The organism is Serratia sp. CY31944 (assembly GCF_052169175.1).
GTDB lineage: Bacteria > Pseudomonadota > Gammaproteobacteria > Enterobacterales > Enterobacteriaceae > Serratia > Serratia sarumanii.
Map to the genome: position 1 here is coordinate 267855 of NZ_JBJNLG010000001.1, position 18263 is coordinate 286117.

Below are 18263 nucleotides of genomic sequence, written 5' to 3' on the forward strand. Positions count from 1 at the left end.
ACCGCTTCACCGTCCCGCCGGAAACTAATGGGTACTTCATTCGAGGTATGGGGTTATGCTCAGGGATAATCAAAAATACGGCTGAATCGTGACTTGTTTACCCCGTCGCCGCCTTCTCCCCCTGAGTTTCAGCGGCGCCAAATGCCAGGAACCCGCGCTTATGAAACGCCTGTTGGCCCCGCTTTCGATCGTGAATCAGGTCGCCCTGCTGATGTTGCTGTCGGGCATTCTGGGCGTGGCCGGCATGGGGATTTCCGCCTGGATGTCGCAAAGCATTCAGGGCAATGCGCACGCCATCAACAAGGCCGGCTCACTGCGTATGCAAAGCTACCGCTTGCTGGCGCAGGTGCCGCTGGATGAACGGCATGAAGCGTTGATTCGCGAACTGGAGCGCGACGAAAACAGCCCCGACCTGCAGCGCTCGGTGGAGCAGGAAGGGTTGACGCAACCTTTCGACGCCTTGCGCGACTACTGGCAACAGACCCTGCAACCACGCCTGCGCAGCGCGCAGCGCCCGGCCGACGCCGCGCCGCAAGTGGCGCACTTCGTGCAGCTGCTGGATAAGCTGGTGTCGGATATCGACAGGCAAACCGAGCGCCGCCTGCTGATGGTGACGCTGGTGCAGGCCGGCTTCATCGCGCTGACCCTGCTGCTGCTGATCGGCACCACCTGCTACCTGCGCCGCCGGTTGCTGCATCCGTGGCGACAGCTGGTGGAGATGGCGTTGGCGGTGGGCCGCGGCGATTTTAGCCGCCGCTTCGCGCAGCGCGGGCACCAGGATGAAATGGCGTCGCTCGGCGGCGCGTTGAACACCATGTCTGACGAACTGTCGGCCACCTACAGCGGGCTGGAGCAGCGCGTGGCCGAGAAGACCGCGGACCTGCAGCAAAAGAATCAGGTGCTGAGCTTCCTTTATCGCGCCAGCCGCCTGCTGCACGCCAGCGAGCCGCTGTGCAGCCGCCTGACGCCGCTGCTCAACCAGCTGCAAACCCTGACGCCGCTGCGCGCCATTCAGGTGCGACTGTATGAGAACGACAGCCGGGAACCGCTGCTGCAACTGAGCGGCAACCAGCCGCTGCGGCCGGAGCATTGCCATAACCCGGTGTGCAGCGCCTGCCTGAACGACAGCGACCGCCAGCATCCCGACAATCCGTCGCTGAGCTGGAGCCTGAGCGACAAGCTCGGCGACTACGGCGTGATCGTGGCGCAGCATGCGCCGCAACAGCCGCTGAACGATGAGCACCGCCAGCTGATCAACACCCTGGTGGAGCAGCTGACCAGCGTGCTGGCCATCGAGCGTCAGGTCGACCATCAGCAGCAGCTGATGCTGATGGAAGAACGGGCAGCGATCGCCCGCGAGCTGCACGACTCCATCGCCCAATCGCTTTCCTGTCTGAAAATGCAAATCGCCTGCCTGCAGATGCAGGGCGAAACGCTCTCTTCCGCCAGCCAGGCGCTGGTGCAGCAGATGCGCGAAGAGCTGAACGGCGCTTATCGCCAGCTGCGCGAGCTGCTGACCACCTTCCGCCTGCAACTGACCGAACCGGGCCTGCTGGCGGCGCTGCAATCGACGGTGGCGGAGTTCAATCCCAAACTGGGCCTGACCATCAGCCTCGATTACCAACTGGGGCCACGCACGGTGCCGGCTTACCAGGCCATTCACCTGCTGCAGATCGCCCGCGAGGCGCTCAGCAACATCCTTAAGCATGCCGCCGCCAGCGAGGTGAGCATTCAGGTCATCAACAAGCGGGGCGAAGTGACCCTGAGCGTATGCGACAACGGACGCGGCCTGCCGGCCGAGACGTCTCGCCCCGACCATTACGGCTTGATCATCATGCGCGATCGCGCCAAGAGCCTGCATGGCCGCTGCGATATTTTACCGCGCAGCGGCGGCGGCACCGAGGTGCGGGTCAGATTCACGCCGGATAACCACGCCATCGACTAACGGAGACACCATGACGACAGAAACCGCCGCCACAATCTTACTGATAGACGACCACCCGATGCTGCGCAACGGCGTAAAACAGCTGATTGGCATGGACGCCCGCCTGCAGGTCATCGCCGAAGCCAGCAACGGTGAACAAGGGGTCACGCTGGCGGAGCAGCACGATCCGGATCTGATCCTGCTCGACCTGAACATGCCCGGCATCAACGGGCTGGAAACGCTGGATCGCCTGCGCCAGACCGACCTCTCGGGGCGCGTCGTGGTGTTCAGCGTGTCCAACCATGAAGACGACGTCGTCAGCGCGCTCAAACGCGGCGCCGACGGCTATCTGTTGAAAGACATGGAGCCGGAGGATCTGCTGAAGGCGCTGCATCAGGCGGCGGCCGGGCAGATGGTGCTGAGCGAAACGCTGACGCCGATCCTCGCCGCCAGCCTGCGGGAAAACCGCCCCAGCGCCGATCGCGATATTCAGCAATTGACGCCGCGCGAGCGGGATATCCTGAAGCTGATCGCCCAGGGGCTGCCGAACAAGCTGATCGCCCGCCGCCTGACCATCACCGAGAGCACCGTCAAGGTGCACGTCAAACACTTGCTGAAAAAGATGAAGCTAAAATCCCGCGTCGAGGCCGCGGTGTGGGTGCTGCAGGGTAAAAACGGTTAATCGCCGCCGTACAGCGGCCCGGTTTGCGCCGGGATCGGCGGCGGCGTCAGGGTTTTGATCGGCAGCAGGCCCGCGTCATCGCCGGCGGTCGCCGTCAGCGGCGGCGCCACTTTCAGCTCTATCCAGTTGGACGTCACGCGCTGCTGCTTTTCGTCCTCCAGCGTGACCGACAGCCGGTAGCTGTTGGCAGCGCCCGGCGCGTCGTCCCACGGCGGCACGATCGCCGTCCAGCCCTGCGGATCGTTGGCGTTGTGCGGCGGCGTCAGGCTCAGCGCCTGCGTATCCCCCTGCCAACTGACGTGAGCGATGCCGTTCAACGCCTTGATTTCCAGCACCAGCGGCACGGTTTCCCCGGCCTGCAGACTCCACGGCGGCGTGGCCAGGAACACCTGCAGCGTTTTGCGCTGGCGGAACTCCAGCACCGGCACGTTCTTGCGTTCGATTGGATCGTAGCGGCTGCCGCGCAGCGACTTGGCCTGCGCCACATACTCCGGCGAAATCTGCTTCGCCAGCGGCACCCCGAGCCGATAACTCAGCGCCAGTTCGACCTGATCCTGGCTCTGCCCGCCCGCGCCAATCTTATGCAGCGCCTTCATCGTCACCAGCGGTACCGGCGTGTAATTGAGCCCCAGCTGCATCGCGCGCGGATCGTTTTGTTTTTTGCCGCTGCCAAACAGATCGACATTATCGCCCAGATACTGCTCATAGCTGAGCGAACCGCCGATCTGGCGATAAAACGGCAGATAGCCTTGCGTCGTGATGTCGTAACCGCGCGCCGGACGGCTGAAAAACACGCCATCGCCGGGCTGTTGCGCCAGCGCCGACAGCGGGTAGTAATAGTTGGTGGAGAAACGCAGGTAGTCTCCCCAGGCTTCCGCGCCGACGCTGCCGCGATTGCGCTGCCGGGCGAAATCGCTGTCGAGCGCCGTGTTGTAACCCAGCAGCCAGTCGCCGACGATCCAGCGCTGCCCCAGCGCAAAATTGCCGAGCGCCCCGGCGCTTTGCTGCAGCCAGCCGATCTGGCTGTAGGTCAGCAATCCGTCGACGTCGTACAGCGGGCTGAATAACTGCCCGTTGCTGCCGGTAAAGTCCCCCTCACCGGTCATTTTCAGCGATAGCCGGGCGGTGCCCAGCGGCGACAACAGCTCCTGCGCTTGTTGCTGCAGCGTGTCGGCCGCCTGGCCGAGCAGGTAATCCTCGGCGCGGCTGCGCATCTGCTGACGGGAAACGTTATTCAGATCTTTTTCGCCAAACTGCTTGGCCATCTCGGCCCACTGCTTCTCGCGCGCGGCATCGTCGGGCGCACCGCCCAGCTCCGGCAAACTCTCGGCCGGATCCGCGGCTTGCCGTTCGGAAGAAATAACGGCGTCCGGCGCCGGCGGGGATTCGGCGCACACGGGCGCCGCGCCGGCCAGCCACACCAGCGGCCCGGCCAGCCAGGCCGCCCGGCGGCGGCGCCAGAGTCGTTTTTTGATTTTGATGAGTCCAGCCTGAATTTCGTCTTTCATGACACCGTTGGCCTCCCTCCCTCCTGGAGCATGCCAACCCACTACTTTGCTGCCGCCTTTCCCGCGGCAGATCTGAAAAACCTTACGTCCCGGCCTGTCGGGGCGCCTCTCCCTTAAAGCCTAACGGCTTGACGAGCAGAAACAATAGGATAAACCCCAATCACCTCTCAGTGACGCCGTCACTTACGCCATTGGCCGCTCCATTCCGGCCGCCAGGTGAATTCACACCCTTTTAGCGCCGATTTTGCCGATAAAAAGCGCAGCAACCCACTGCTGCGCGCCACCGCGCATGGCATTGTATCACTCTGCAATACCTAAAGTGGCGATGCGCACGACTGCGCATTTCTCACAATCCACCGCATTTCACTCCGATGAAATACGCATTTTGCCGTTATTTTAAACATCTGTTTCACGACTGACGGAGCCTTGATGTTTCTTTTCTCACTGTGGCACGCGCTGTTTTTTAGCGCGCTGCTGTCGGCAGGAATGGTCGCCTTCGCGCTCATCACCCGGCTGGAGCGAACGGCGGCCGTGCGCGCCAGCCCGCCGAGATTGCGCCGCCGCAGCCTGCTGCTGACGGCCTTGGGTGTGGCGTTGGCGACGCTGCCTTTCGACCCGCCAGCAGCACACCGGTTGTGGTTACCGCCGGCCGCGGCGCTGCTGATCGCCCTGGCCTGGCTGGACTGGCGCCACCGCTGGCTGCCGGACCGGCTGACCCAGCCGCTGCTGTGGGGCGGGCTGCTGTGCAATCTCGACGCTCGCTGGGCGCCGCTGAACGATGCGGTTATCGGCGCCGCCGCCGGCTACGGGGCGTTGTGGCTGCTCAACGCGCTTTATCGACAGCTGCGGCGGCGTAACGGCATCGGCCAGGGCGACTTCAAACTGCTGGCGGCGCTGGGCGCCTGGCTCGGTTGGACGATGCTGCCGCTGCTGGTCTGCTTGGCGGCAATGTTCGGATTAGGCATGGCATTGGCGCGCGGCCTGCGCAACCGTCGCGCCTGGCGAACGCCGCAACCTTTCGGCATCGCCTTGGCGGCCGCCGGCTGGCTGTTGCTCTTGCTGGACACAGGCCAGAACGCGCCGGCGTTGTTCGGTGAGTTCTTCAGTGTCTCGCTCAGCCGATTGAGCAATCCGGCCACTTCTGCCGTGCTGGCCGTTGCCGGATTGGCCAGTGGCTGGAAACCATAAAAACTGTTCCGGCGTCACAACCTCACCGGCGGCGAGCCAGGTTGCCGCGCGCTCCACTGAAGCGTTTCCGTTATTGTCCATAATATCTCCTGAGGTGATGTGTCCGCCTCATTGCGGACAACCGCGGTGAAAGACGTAAACAACACCGCCTTTCAGCGCCAATTTATCAGCGCCATGTGAGCACGTTATGAAATTTCATTTTATTTCATCCTGACAAAACCTCTCACGATTCCAGGTTGCAGCAGCAAGCGATTTCACGCACGGGCGACCTTTGGTGCGATAGAAAGCTCGGCCAGGCGCGCGGCGTTGGCGCTACTTGCTGACCCGATCCAGATACAGCATGCTGTTGGCGATATCCAACCGGGCACCTTTGACGTTGTCGCGCAATGCCACCAGCGTTTGCCCCTGCAGCGCCACTACATAGGGCGAGCTGGCCTGCAGTTCCCGTTGCAGCGCGGCATAACGTGCGCGGCGCGCGGCGCTGTTGCCCTCTGCGGCCGCGGCACGCGTTTCCGCGCTGATGGCGGGAATGCCCCACTGGGTGCGCCAGGCCAGGGTTTTCGGCCCACCGGGCACGTTGTAGGCAAAGGCGCTGGCGTTGGTGTTCGGATCCAGGTAGTCGGCGCCCCAGTAGGTGAAGATCGCCTGAAAATCGCGGCCGCGCATCTTGCCCCACAGGTCGCTCTCCACCACCGGATGGATATCCAGCCGCAGCCCGGCCTGCGCGAAGCTGGCCTGCAGCGCCTGTGCGATGTCAGTGTACGGCGGCTGATTGATGACGATAAGATCGAGGCGCGTACCTTCGGCAATACCGGCATCGCGCAGGATCTGTTTGGCTTTGCCCACGTCGAGCGTAAACGGCCGATCGTCGAGCGCCCCATCCAATCCCTGCGGCAAGAAGGCCTGATGCACGCGATATTGCCCTTTCAGCAGCTGCTCGGCGATGCTTTGATAATCCACCAGCCAGCGCGCCGCCCGCCACAGCGCCGGATTGCCCAGCGCCGGGTTGTCTTTGCTGCCGGTGTTGAAACCGAGGTAATAGACCCGGGGCGCATCGGCCTGCTCGATGCGCACGCCAGACGCGTTGCGCAGCGAGTCGAACTGATCGGCGCCCAGATCGTAGGCCACGTCGGCATCCCCTTTCAGCAACAGCAAACGGCGGGTGCCGGCGTCGCTGACGTTCTTGAACAACACCGTTTTCAGCCGGACCGGCGACGGCGCATAGTCGTTGCGGCCAAACAGCAGCGCTTCGTGCGGCACATAGTTACTCACCCGATACGGGCCGCCGCCGGCGGAATGGCCGCGCAGCCAGGCATTGCCGTAATCCCCCTGCTGCGCGTGCTCGTTCAGCAGCTTTTCATCCACGATCGAGGCCACATTCGCCGTCAGCAGCCGCAACGCCAGCTCGCTGCCGATGTTGGCGGGCCAACTGAGTTGCACCTGGTTATCCCCCACCTTCTTCAAATGCTGCTCAACGTTATCCGGCGTCCAGCCAAACTCACCGAGAATAAACGACGGCGCCTTGTTCAGCTTCACCGCGCGAACCAGCGAGAAAATCACGTCTTCGGGCCGCAGGGGATTGCCGGAAGCGAAGCGCTGCTGCGGTTTCAGGGTAAAGATCAGGCTGTGGCCATCGGCGCCCGCTTGCCAACTGGCGGCGGCGTCCGGCGCCAGCGTTTGCGGCGCAACGCGATCCGGCGCCACCAGGCGCTGATAGAGGTTGACCAGATTGGCCGAGCTGACGGTTTCAAAACTCTCCGCCGGATCGAGGCTGATAATGCCCTCCAGCGAACTGACCACCACCAAGGTGTCCTGCGGGGTGGCGGCCTGCGCACCGAACGCGGCCACCAGCGCGCCATACAATAAGGTTGGGATTAACCGTTTCATCGATACACTCTCCACTATCACGCGGTTGCGCTGTTTTTCGAGTGTAGGGGGTAAGAATTAACGGAAGAACGACGATAAATTGCTTTATTTATTACCAGGATGGATATGCCCGCCGCGTTGGCGGGCATAGGGTCAAACGATGATGCGGCCGTGCGCCATCGCCACCGAACGATCGCACATGTGGTCAATCACGTCCGCATCGTGGCTGACCAGCACCATCGTCAGCTCGCCCGCCTGTTTCAGCTCGTTGAGCAGGTTGAGGATCTCCGCCTGCACCGACATGTCCAACGCCGAGGTCGGTTCATCCAGCAACAGCAGCTTCGGCCGCAGCAACAATGCGCGCACGATCGCCACACGCTGACGCTGGCCGCCCGACAGCTGATGCGGGTAGCGCTCCAGCAGGCGCGGATCCAACCCCACCTGGCGAAAGCCCGCGCTGATTTTACGTTCGATGTCGCTTTCCTGCAGCAGTTTGAGCGGCTCCGACAGCGTACGCAAAAGCCGGTGCTTGGGGTGTAGCGAAGCATAGGGATCCTGAAACACCATCTGCACCTCGCGCCGCAGTTCGCCGGTAAACGCCTGGCCCGGCTGCAGGTGCCGCCCCAGCAACTCAAAGCCGCCCTGCCAGCTGCCATTCAGCCCGGCCAGCACCCACAGCAACGAGGACTTGCCGCAGCCGGAAGGCCCCACCAGCCCGAAACACTCGCCCGGCTCGATGCGCAGGTTAACCTCATGCACCACGGTGCGCAGTTCGTAGCCTTGGCGGTGACTGACGCTCAGGTTCTCCAGTGCGATCACGCTCATTTCAACGTCTCCAACAGCGCGCGATCCAGCACCGGCAGCGGTTTGCCGCGCGTCTCGCGGCTCGGCCGGCACGCCCACAGCGTGCGGGTATAAGGATGCGTGGCCTGCGCCAGCTCTGCTGCCGGCAGCTGATCCAACAGCTCGCCTTTGTACATCACCAGCACCCGCTCGCAGTGGTGCGCCACCTGCTGCAAATCGTGGCTGATCAGGATCAACCCCATATTGCGTTGCGCCACCAGGTTTTCTATCAGCTGCAGCACCTGATCGCGCATCTGGTGATCCAGCGCCGAAGTCGGTTCGTCGGCAATCAACAGCTGTGGATCGTTGATCAACGCAATGGCCAGCATCACCCGCTGCCCCATGCCGCCGGAGAGCTGATGCGGATAGCGGCGGCACAGCGCAGCCGGATCGGGCAAGCCCACCGCCGCCAGCATCTCCAATACTTTTTCACGCCGCTCGGCGCGGCTCAGCTTCGCATGCAGCACCAGCGGCTCCTCCACCTGACGGCCGATCGGCTGATTGGGATTCAGCGCATGCTTGGGATCTTGCATCACCATCGCCACCCGGTCGCCGCGCAGCCGGCTCCACTGCCGCTCGCTCAGGCGCGTCAAGTCTTCATCGCCCAGCGTCAGACGCTGCGCCTGCAGCTGCAACGGCGGCGGCAATAGCCCCATCAGCGCACGCGCGGTCAACGATTTGCCGGAGCCGGACTCACCGACCAGCGCCAGCCGCTCCCGCCCCATGCTGAACGAAATATGCTTCACCAGCGCCACCGGCTGTGGCCCCGGCACGCCGATCGCCAACCGTTCGACGCTCAATAAGGTGTTATCAGTGCCCATGACGAGGATCCATTTTGTCGCGCAGGCCATCGCCCAGCAGGTTAAACGCCAGGCTGGCGAACAGGATCGCCCCGCCCGGCGCGGCGGCGACCCACCATTGGTCGAAAATCACTTTACTGCCTTCGGCCACCATCGAGCCCCATTCGGCGGTCGGCGGCGCGACGCCCATGCCGAGGAACCCCAGACCGGCGGCGGACAGGATGATGCCGCCCAGGCTGAGCGCCGCGCGCACCACCGCGCTCGGCAGGCATAAAGGCAAAATATGGCCGACCATCAGCCGCAGCCCGTTGATGCCCTGCATGCGCGCCGCCGCCAGGTAATCGCTGCGGCGCAGCGCCAGGGTTTCGGCCCGCGCCTGGCGGGCAAAGGCCGGCCAACTGGTCAATGCCAGCGCCAGCGCGCCGTTCATCAACCCCGGCCCCATGACCGCCACGAACGCCAGCGCGATCACCAGGCTCGGCAGCGACAGAAAAATGTCGGTCAGGCGCATCAAAATGCGCTCTACCCAGCCGCCGAGGTAACCGGCGCCAATGCCGACCAGCAGGCCGATGGGAATGGTCAACACCAGAATCAGCGACACCAGAATCAGCGTCGGCCGCGCGCCGTAAATCACGCGGGAGAGCAAGTCGCGGCCAAAGCCATCGGTGCCCAGCCAATGTGCGGCGGAAGGCGGCAATAACCGCAGCTCGATATGCTGCAGATTGGGATCGAAAGGCGCCAGCCACGGGGCCAGCAGCGCGGTGACGATCAAAATCGCCACCAGCGCCGCGCCCAGCGTCAGCGTGGTCAGGCGCCGACCGGTGCGGTAACCGACGGCCGGCTCGCTTTGCGGTTCGTGTTCAGAGAGATATTGGCTCATCGGGTTCGCGGATCCACTAAATAGGTCAAGGCGTCAGCCAGCGCATTCAACAGCACGAAACAGGTGCCGATCAGCAGCGTGGCGCCAAGGATCGCCGGCGTGTCAGCGGCAAACAGCGCCGAGGTCAGGTAACGCCCGACACCGGGCCAGGCGAACACCGTTTCGGTCAATACCGCGCCCTCCAGCAGGCTGGCGTAAGAGAGAGACAGTACGGTGATCAGCGTGCCCAGCACGTTGGGAAACACATGGCGCAGCAGAATGCGCAGGCGCCCGGCCCCCTTGGAACGCGCCAGCGTCACGTATTCCTTGTTGCACTCTTCCAGCATCGCCGCCCGCAGCAACCGAGTAATGCCCGCCATCGACAGCAGCGCCAACGCCACTACCGGCAACCACAGGTGGCCGATGGCGTTGTAGAACATGTCGCGATCGCCGGACAGCCAGCTGTCGATCAACACGAAACCGCTGCGCGGCTCCATGCTGTACAGGTAGATGTCGTCCAGCCGCCCCGGCCCCGCCGACCAGTGCAGCGTGGCGTAGAACAGCAGCAGCCCGAGCAGGCTCAGCCAGAAAATCGGCACCGAATAACCGATCAGCGACAGCAAACGCGCCGCATTATCCAGCCAGCTGCCCGGTTTGAGCACCGCCAGAAACGCCAGCGTAATGCCGCCGAGGGCGCCGAGGATAATGGCGCAGGTGGCCAGCTCCACCGTCGCCGGGAAGGTACGCAGCAGATCGCTCAACACCGGCTGGGCGGTGATGCGCGAAATGCCCAAATCGCCGTGCGCCAGGTGCACCAGATAACGCCAAAACTGCACCGGCAACGGCTGATCCAACCCCAACTCATGCCGCACCTGTGCGTAGGTGGCTTCGCTGGCATGATCGCCCGCCACCTGCAGCGCCGGATCGATCGGCGCCAGGTGCGACAGCATGAAGGTGAACAGCAGCAGGCCAAGCAACGTCAACGCCAGCGACAGCGCGCCGCCGAGCAGCCGCCCGCCCCAGCGCCAATACCGCCGGGCCGCCCCGGCGGAGGCGGACAGTTCAGCGGCCATTACTTGCTGACCTTGCTGTAGAACACCATGTCAGGGTTGATGCCCTGCACATAGCCCTTGAGGTTGTCGCGCACCGCAATCAGGCTGCGCGCCTGCAGGCCGATGACGAACGGCGAGCTTTGCTGCACCTGTTTTTGCAGTTGCTGGTAGTCGGCCACCCGTTTGGCGGTGTCGTTTTCCGCGGTGGCGGCCAGCGTCAGCTTGCTCAGCGCCGGGATCTGCCAGTTGGCGCGCCAGGCCAGCGTCTTGCTGCCGTCTTCCGGGTTGTAGGCGAAGGCTGCGGCGTTGGTGTTAGGGTCGAAATAATCCGGCCCCCAGGAAGTCAGCGTCGCATCGTAGTTAAGCGCTTTCACCTTGGTGGAGACCTGCGAGCTGATGCCCGGCACCAGCTCCACCTTCACGCCGCCCTGGGCAAAACTGGCCTGCAACGCCTGGGCGATATCCAGATACGGCGGCTGGTTGTTGACGTCCAGACGGAAACTGACGTTGCTGAGCCCCGCTTTGGCCAGTATTTCTTTGGCTTTTTGCGGGTTGAAGCTGTACGGCTGATCCTTAAGCGCGCCCAGATAACCGTCCGGCAGGAATGCCTGATGGCTCTGGAACTGCCCTTTCAGCAGATCGTCGGCGATGCCTTGGTAATCGAACAGCCAGCGCGCCGCCTCCCAGAACGCCGGATTGCCGAGCGCCGGCGACGCCTTGGCGTTGAACTGCAGGAAATAAAGCGAGGCGTAAGGAATGGCCAACGGTTTGACGCCCGGCTTGCCCTTCAGGGCCGCCATCTGGTCTGCCCCCAGGTTGCGCGCGATATCGGCATCGCCCTGCTCGATCAGCAAACGGCGCGCGGCCGGATCGGGCACGTTTTTGATCAGGATGGTTTTCAGCGTCGGCGCCCCTTCCGGCGAGCCTGGGTTGGCGTCCAGCACCACCACCTCGTGCGGCACATAGGTGCGGATTTTGTAAGGGCCGCTGCCGGCGGAGTGGCTGTTCAACCATTGGTGCCCCAGATCGTCGCCCTGCTGGTGCGCCAGCGCCTCTTTGGCGTCGACGATCGACGATACCGGCGCCGACAGCAGGCTGAGCACGAAGGCTGGGCTGACGTTTTCACTCCAGCTGATTTTTACCTGGTGGTCATCCACCTTGCTCAGGTGTTGCTCCACGTTCTTCGCGTTCCAACCCAGCTGCGTCAGGATAAACGACGGCTCCAGATTGAGTTTTACCACCCGTGAAAGCGAGAAGATCACGTCTTCCGGCCGCAGCGGATTGCCGCTGGTGAACCTGGCGTCCGGGCGCAGGCTGAAAGTCAGGCTGCGATTGTCGGCGCCGGCCTGCCAGCTGCTGGCCAGGGTTGGCTTGAGATCGATAGGGTTGTGCGGATCGGACTGGATCAGACGCTGATACAGGCTGTTGAACGACTGCACCGTGGTTAACTCAAATCCCTGGGCCGGGTCAAAGCTGACCACGTCATCGATAGACTGCGCGATCACCAGCGTGTTGGCCGGCGTCGCCGCCTGCGCGTTAACGCTGGCCGCCACGGCTAAAAACAGCAAAGAAGGAACGAGCGCTTTCATCTGAAACTCTCCAAGCGGATGGAATTTATAATAATTTCGCGAGTGTATGCGAGCACGATCGGCAGCTGAAGGTACTTAAATCACTATAGATATTCTTTTTATGTATATAGATGGGGTTTTGATTATTAGGGGAGCGATGCGGAATGCGCGGCAGGGGTTGCCTGCCGCTTATCGATTAAATCTGGTAGTCAATCACCGCATCCAGCTGCGACGAGAAAACCTTGTCCTTGATTTCGGTCAGCGACAGCGTCGGGTTGCACAGTTGGATAAAGCGCCAGGCATAGTTGCGCTGCAACTGGCTGCGCTTGAGGCCCAGCCATACCGTATTGGGTTCAAACAGGTGCTCGGCGTTGAGGCTCACCAACCCGCGATCGCGCTCTTTTTCATACGACATGTCCGCCAGCACGCCCACGCCCAATCCCAGTTCGACGTAGGTTTTAATTACGTCGGAATCCTGCGCGCTGAGCGCGATGTCCGGCGTCAGGCCCGCCGCTTTGAACGCCGCATCCAGCTTCGCGCGCCCGGTAATGCCCTGGCGGTAAGTGATCAGCGGCAAGGTGCTGAGCATCTCCAGCGTCACCTGCGGCTGGCGCGTCAACTCGTGCCCTTCCGGCACCAAAATGGTGTGATGCCAGCGGTAGTACGGGAACGCCGCCAGCGACTCGTCGCTCATCAGCCGCTCGCTGGCGATGCCGATATCGGCTTCGCCGGCGGCCAGCATCGAGACGATCTCTTCTGGGCTGCCCTGATTGAGCACCACCCGCACCCGTGGATAAAGCGCGCGAAACTCTTTGATCACCCCCGGCAGGCTGTAGCGCGCCTGGGTGTGCGTCGTCGCGATATGCAGCTGCCCCGAATCGTTGCTGCTGAAGACGTCCGCCAGGCGACGGATGTTGTTGGCGTCGTTGAGAATGCGTTCCGCCACCACCAGCAGCTCTTTGCCGGGCTCGGTCATGCCCAGCAGCCGTTTGCCGCGGCGAATGAATATTTCAATGCCCAGCTCTTCTTCCAGCTCGCGAATATGCCGGCTGACGCCGGACTGCGAAGTAAATAAGGTATTGGCGACCTCGGTCAGGTTGTAGTTGCAGCGCGCCGATTCGCGAATAATTTTTAATTGTTGAAAGTTCATCCCCGTCTCCCTGTTTCTTGCGGTAGCGTCTGCCATATTGATACGGAGTCCTGCGGGGCTGAACAAATAAGAAATAGCCTTTAGTTATGCAATTTAATACTAAGTGAATTATTTATCGTGACTCTCGGGGTGTGAAGACGGAGGAAAATGATGAATGGCTTTAAAAATAACGAGATAAATAACCACACAAAGTGACTGGCTTAAATAATCATGCAGAATAAAGTTATTAAATAGAGGTATTAGATATATGAAAAAGGGCTCCGCACGCTGAGCCCTTTACTGTCTGCCGCCCCGCCAACGCCTCAGGCCGTGGCCTCGGTCCCGAAAGCGCCGGGGCGGTTCTGCTGCAACCATTGCTGCACGTAACGCACCAGATCGCCGATGCAATCATCCTGCATGCCGTGGTGCTTCAGCTCGTTATCCAGCGCAAACAGGTATTGCGCGTTGGTGCCTAGCGGGCCGCTGGCGCTGGCGATCAATGGCGCGATCACCTGGTGGCTGGTGTCTGCTTCAAACAGCGGATGCTGCGGGTTCATCACGAACACCAGCGCCGTGACGGCCTCACCGCCCTCCAGCTGCAGCTCACACCAGGTCGGCACGTAGCAATCGGTGATCATCTCGCGCTTCCACAGCAGCTCCAGCTCTTCGCGCAGCTTGCTCTCCGGCAGACGAAACGCCAATCCGGTGGTCTGGCCACCCTCTTTCAGCGCCAGCATGCGCCCCGGCTGATGAAGCGTGCCGCGCCCGGCGGTCAAACGCATGCAGAACGCCCGATGCCAGCCCTGCAGTATGGCTGGCCGCACTTCTTCCGATTCGAAAACCGGATTCCACATCAGCGAACCGTAACCGAATACCCATACCGGGCTGTGATCCGGCCGGCGCGATAATGTGCACGCCAACGAGGCTGCGCGCTGTTCAGGCGTCAGCAACAGCGACTCCTCAATAGCGCCAAAGGCGGTTTTGCAATCCGCTTTTTGCAGAAAATCTCGCGTTAACACTGTTACAACCTCCCGGGAATACGATTTCTCGTCCTCCCTCGCCACTACTGAACCTTTGCAATTTTATTTTTTAGTGCGGAATTTTATTAATTCAATAACCGCTCCGATTAATAATGACCATATTCTTTTCCCGCCGCGCAATCAAGTTGCAAAGCGGCGTTAACGTGGAAAAGTATTTGTACTGAGCAGCAATAATATTAATTGCCGAGGTCAGCATAACGTCTGCGCGATTTTTACCGGGGCATGAAAGGCGTTACTTTTTGTGCCAGCGCTCATCGTCACCCTTGCGATAGCTTTGTTTGACCGCTGCCCAGGCCACCTTGTGCGCCGTCTCTTCCCGGCCGGCGTCACCGCGTCGGTCTTCAGGATCCCGGTATTGTTGCCAGGCGCTGTTGAACGCTTCTTTATAGATCGCCTGCGCATGGGCCGGCAGCACATGCTTCACATTGTCCGGCAAGTCGTTCGTGTCTTGGTATGGCATCACGTCCTCCCGTGCGTATTGCGTGAACCTTAAGCCTAGCTCACAGGCGATTGCGCCTCAATGAGCAAACAATTCTCATTATCAAACGGCATGGTATACTCACCGCCAAACGAACTATAAGGAGATCCCCGTGACTACCGAAGCCCCTCGCTCACGCGCCCCCTACCTGATCGCCGTCAGCGCCGTGCAGGACATTACGCCGCACCTGCGCCGCATCACTTTTACCGCGCCCGATCTGCGCTACTACCCGGCCAAGGCCGCCGCTGCGCACATCAAAGTCTTTTTGCCGCTCGCCGACCAAACTCAGCCGGATCTGCCGACGCTGACCGAAAACGGCCCGCGCTGGGCCGCGGACGCCGTGCGCCCGATCGTGCGCACCTATTCCATTCGCGCCGTGCGCCCGGAACAGGCGGAAGTGGACATCGAATTTGCGATTCACGATCACCGAGGCCCAGCGGTCGACTTTGCGCGCCAAGCGAAAATCGGCGATAAAATCGGTATCAGCAACCCGGGCGGCCCCAAACCGATGCTGCCGGCGGCCGATTTCTACTGCCTGGCGGGCGATCCTTCCTCGCTGCCTGCGCTGGCCGCGCTGCTGGAAAACCTGCCGCAGCACAGCGCCGGGCGCGCTTTCGTCCGCGTCGACAGCACCGCTGACATGATTGACCTGAAAAAACCCGCTGATGTTGAAGTCAATTGGATCGTCGGCGGCACGGAGAAAACCGACGAACTGATCGCTCAGTTCCGCGCGCAGTCCCTGCCGCAGGGCGAAGCGCACTTCTGGCTCGCCGGTGAAGATCGCCTGGTGGTGGGGTTGCGCCGCTACCTGCGCCGTGAACGCCAATGCGATCGCAATCGTCTTTATGCCGTACCTTACTGGCGTGAGGGGCTAAATGAAGAGGGTTACCACAATAAACGGCATGAAATCATGGATAATATTGATGACTGACGATCTCGTTTTCCTTGATTAACCAAGCGGTAAATGAGTAAACACGACTTTTCTCAAATCTAACGTTAAAAATTGGCGTTACTGCGTAAAAGTAAGTAAATAAAACCGCACCCCGTGCGGTTTTTTTGTTACCCTGATCACATAAAGCAAGCAATTGCTTTCTCAGATAAAAACAACATCACACCGGCGCCGCGGGTGTATCCTAATATAAAATACCTACTGGAAACGCAGAGTTGCCGTGCCACGGCGACCGGCGCCGACGGGCTACGCTGTTTGAGAAGGAGTGCCACCCTCATGAAGTCGCAACACGATCCTGGCCGATCCACCAAATCTCGCCACACCGAATACTCGCTGATCTTCCCCATCGCCGCGCTGGTGGTGTTGAACCTGTGGAGCAGCACCGCTAACTTTCCGCTGATCGTCGGGATCAATATTCTCGCGCTGGTGGGGATCCTCAGCAGCGCCTTCAGCGTGGTGCGCCACGCCGACGTGCTGGCTCATCGGTTGGGCGAACCCTACGGCTCGCTGATCCTCAGCCTGTCGGTGGTGATCCTCGAGGTCAGCCTGATCTCGGCGCTGATGGCCACCGGCGACGCCGCGCCGGCGCTGATGCGCGACACGCTGTACTCCATCATCATGATCGTTTCCGCCGGCCTGGTCGGCTTCGCGCTGCTGCTCGGCGGGCGCAAATTCGCCACCCAGTACGTCAATCTGGGCGGCATCAAACAGTACCTGATGGCGATTTTCCCGCTGGCGGTGATCGTGCTGGTATTCCCGAGCGCGCTGCCGGGCGGCAACTTCAGCACCGGGCAAGCGCTGTTGGTAGCGCTGATCTCCGCCGCCATGTATGGCGTGTTCCTGGTGATCCAGACCAAAACCCACCAGAGCCTGTTCGTGTACGAACATGAAGACGACGACGGCGACCCGCATCACGGCAAGCCTTCTTCCCACAGCAGCGCCTGGCATGCCGCCTGGCTCATCGTGCACCTGATCGCGGTTATCGCCGTCACCAAGTTCAACGCCAATCCGCTGGAAGGTCTGTTGACCAAAATGAACGCGCCGGCGCAGTTCACCGGTTTCCTGGTGGCGCTGCTGATCCTGTCGCCTGAAGGGCTGGGCGCGCTGCGCGCCGTGTTGAACAATCAGGTGCAACGCGCCATGAACCTGTTCTTCGGCTCGGTGCTGGCGACCATCTCCCTGACCGTGCCGGCGGTCACCATCATCGCCACCCTGACCGGGCAGACGCTGATCTTCGGCCTGCAAACGCCGCATATCGTGGTGATGCTGACGGTGTTGCTGCTGTGCCAGCTGTCGTTCTCGACCGGCCGCACCAACGTGCTGAACGGCACCGCCCACCTGGCGCTGTTCGCCGCCTACATGATGACTATCTTCGCCTGATCAAAAAGGGGCGCACACCGTGCGCCCCCGCCTTCGTTTATACCGAGAAGAATATCGCCGCGGCGATCCCCCCGAACAAAATCCACTTGATGATGTAGTAACCGGTGCGATTCCAGGCCTTTAGGCGTTTCCCCACCCGGCGTATCGCATAGATGTATTTGAACATCTTGTTGACGCCGCCGGTGCGATCGCCCTCTTCATTCGGCGCGGTGGCGGCGCTCATCAGATTGCGCCCCAGCCAGTGGTTCACCGCCTGCGCCCAGCGGTAGCGCATCGGCCGTTCGATGTCGCAGAACAGGATCAGACGGTTCTGCCCGCTCTGGTTTTCCGCGTAGTGCAGATAGGTTTCATCGAACATCACGCCTTCCCCGTCGCGCCAGCTGTAGCGCTCGCCGTCCACCTCAATGAAGCAGCGGTCATCGTTGGGGGTAATCAGCCCCAGGTGATAACGCAGCGAACCGGCGTAAGGGTCGCGGTGGCGCGGCAAACGGCTGCCGTCCGGCAGTTCGGCGAACATCGCCGCCTTGACCGAAGGCAGGCTGCGCAGCAGTTCCGTGGTCTGCGGGCACAGGGTCATGGCCGAAGGATGGTTGTCTTCATACCATTTCAGATAAAAGCGCTTCCAACCGGTCTTGAAAAACGAGTTGAAACCGGCGTCGTTGAATTGATCGGACGCCTTGATCTGCTGGATCTCCATCAGCTTCTGTCCTTCGTCGCGGATGGTTTCCCAGTTATCTCTCAACACCGCCAGCTCAGGAAACTGCTCCGGCTTCAGGTACGGCGTGGTCGGCACGCGGGAAAACAGATACATGAAGACGTTCAATGGTGCGGTAAAGGTGGAATGGTCAGACAGCTGCCGCCACACGTTGTAGCGCACCCGTCCGCGGTAATGCACATAGACGACGCATAAAATAAGCAAAATCAGAACGATGTATTTCATGTTTGAATCGCATCAAGGAACCTACACGCTATGCGCCGCACGGCGCACACCCCAGAT

At 61.5% G+C, this 18263-nt stretch carries 16 protein-coding genes; 5 read left to right on the plus strand and 11 right to left on the minus strand.

Annotated elements, in window-relative coordinates:
- The first annotated feature begins 160 nt into the window (after positions 1–160).
- Positions 161–1945, plus strand: a complete 1785-nt coding sequence (gene narX / locus ACJ8IN_RS01285) for a nitrate/nitrite two-component system sensor histidine kinase NarX (RefSeq protein WP_308325818.1) — start codon at positions 161–163, stop codon at positions 1943–1945.
- Positions 1946–1955: 10 nt separating this feature from the next.
- Entirely contained in the window at positions 1956–2606 is a 651-nt protein-coding gene (narL, locus tag ACJ8IN_RS01290) for a two-component system response regulator NarL (protein WP_016927346.1), read from the plus strand.
- Here the strand turns inward: narL and ACJ8IN_RS01295 are convergent.
- Positions 2603–4114 (minus strand): YchO/YchP family invasin, encoded by a 1512-nt coding sequence (locus tag ACJ8IN_RS01295; RefSeq protein WP_080377032.1) that lies wholly within the window; start codon positions 4112–4114, stop codon positions 2603–2605. The genes narL and ACJ8IN_RS01295 overlap by 4 nt on opposite strands.
- A 429-nt stretch (positions 4115–4543) precedes the next feature.
- On the opposite strand from ACJ8IN_RS01295, the gene ACJ8IN_RS01300 reads away from it, so the two are divergent.
- Positions 4544–5302, plus strand: coding sequence for a prepilin peptidase (locus ACJ8IN_RS01300; RefSeq protein WP_308325819.1), 759 nt, complete (start codon positions 4544–4546; stop codon positions 5300–5302).
- Between the two features lie 312 nt (positions 5303–5614).
- Here the strand turns inward: ACJ8IN_RS01300 and ACJ8IN_RS01305 are convergent, their stop codons facing one another.
- The 9 genes from ACJ8IN_RS01305 to chaB form a co-directional block, all read right to left on the minus strand.
- Positions 5615–7189 carry an ABC transporter substrate-binding protein gene (locus ACJ8IN_RS01305; protein ID WP_308325820.1) on the minus strand — a complete coding sequence of 525 codons (1575 nt, stop codon included), beginning with the start codon at positions 7187–7189 and terminating at the stop codon, positions 5615–5617.
- Between the two features lie 132 nt (positions 7190–7321).
- The gene (locus ACJ8IN_RS01310) at positions 7322–7993 is read right to left on the minus strand and encodes an ABC transporter ATP-binding protein (RefSeq protein ID WP_308325821.1); all 672 of its coding nucleotides are present in this window, start codon (positions 7991–7993) and stop codon (positions 7322–7324) included.
- On the minus strand, positions 7990–8832 hold the full coding sequence (locus ACJ8IN_RS01315; protein WP_308325822.1) for an ABC transporter ATP-binding protein: 843 nt from the start codon (positions 8830–8832) through the stop codon (positions 7990–7992). The genes ACJ8IN_RS01310 and ACJ8IN_RS01315 overlap by 4 nt, the downstream gene beginning before the upstream one ends.
- The gene (locus ACJ8IN_RS01320) at positions 8822–9691 is read right to left on the minus strand and encodes an ABC transporter permease (protein WP_060427404.1); all 870 of its coding nucleotides are present in this window, start codon (positions 9689–9691) and stop codon (positions 8822–8824) included. The genes ACJ8IN_RS01315 and ACJ8IN_RS01320 overlap by 11 nt, the downstream gene beginning before the upstream one ends.
- Positions 9688–10743, minus strand: a complete 1056-nt coding sequence (locus ACJ8IN_RS01325; protein WP_033647742.1) for an ABC transporter permease — start codon at positions 10741–10743, stop codon at positions 9688–9690. Before ACJ8IN_RS01325 ends, ACJ8IN_RS01320 begins: the two co-directional genes overlap by 4 nt.
- Positions 10743–12311: an ABC transporter substrate-binding protein gene (locus tag ACJ8IN_RS01330; RefSeq protein WP_308325824.1), complete on the minus strand. Its 1569-nt coding sequence runs from the start codon at positions 12309–12311 to the stop codon at positions 10743–10745. Before ACJ8IN_RS01330 ends, ACJ8IN_RS01325 begins: the two co-directional genes overlap by 1 nt.
- 175 nt (positions 12312–12486) lie before the next feature.
- Positions 12487–13440: an HTH-type transcriptional regulator Cbl gene (gene cbl, locus ACJ8IN_RS01335; protein WP_033634950.1), complete on the minus strand. Its 954-nt coding sequence runs from the start codon at positions 13438–13440 to the stop codon at positions 12487–12489.
- A 302-nt stretch (positions 13441–13742) separates the two neighbouring features.
- The gene (locus ACJ8IN_RS01340) at positions 13743–14438 is read right to left on the minus strand and encodes a gamma-glutamylcyclotransferase (protein WP_161764519.1); all 696 of its coding nucleotides are present in this window, start codon (positions 14436–14438) and stop codon (positions 13743–13745) included.
- Between the two features lie 253 nt (positions 14439–14691).
- Complete coding sequence (gene chaB, locus ACJ8IN_RS01345; protein ID WP_033647745.1) at positions 14692–14919, minus strand: putative cation transport regulator ChaB; 228 nt, start codon at positions 14917–14919, stop codon at positions 14692–14694.
- Between the two features lie 130 nt (positions 14920–15049).
- On the opposite strand from chaB, the gene ACJ8IN_RS01350 reads away from it, so the two are divergent.
- Together ACJ8IN_RS01350 and chaA are read left to right on the plus strand one after the other, a co-directional pair.
- Entirely contained in the window at positions 15050–15868 is an 819-nt protein-coding gene (locus tag ACJ8IN_RS01350; protein ID WP_308325826.1) for a siderophore-interacting protein, read from the plus strand.
- A 294-nt stretch (positions 15869–16162) separates the two neighbouring features.
- Complete coding sequence (gene chaA / locus ACJ8IN_RS01355) at positions 16163–17266, plus strand: sodium-potassium/proton antiporter ChaA (protein ID WP_033647747.1); 1104 nt, start codon at positions 16163–16165, stop codon at positions 17264–17266.
- A 37-nt stretch (positions 17267–17303) separates the two neighbouring features.
- Here the strand turns inward: chaA and lpxO are convergent, their stop codons facing one another.
- On the minus strand, positions 17304–18206 hold the full coding sequence (gene lpxO / locus ACJ8IN_RS01360) for a lipid A hydroxylase LpxO (RefSeq protein ID WP_308325827.1): 903 nt from the start codon (positions 18204–18206) through the stop codon (positions 17304–17306).
- Positions 18207–18263 lie beyond the last annotated feature (57 nt).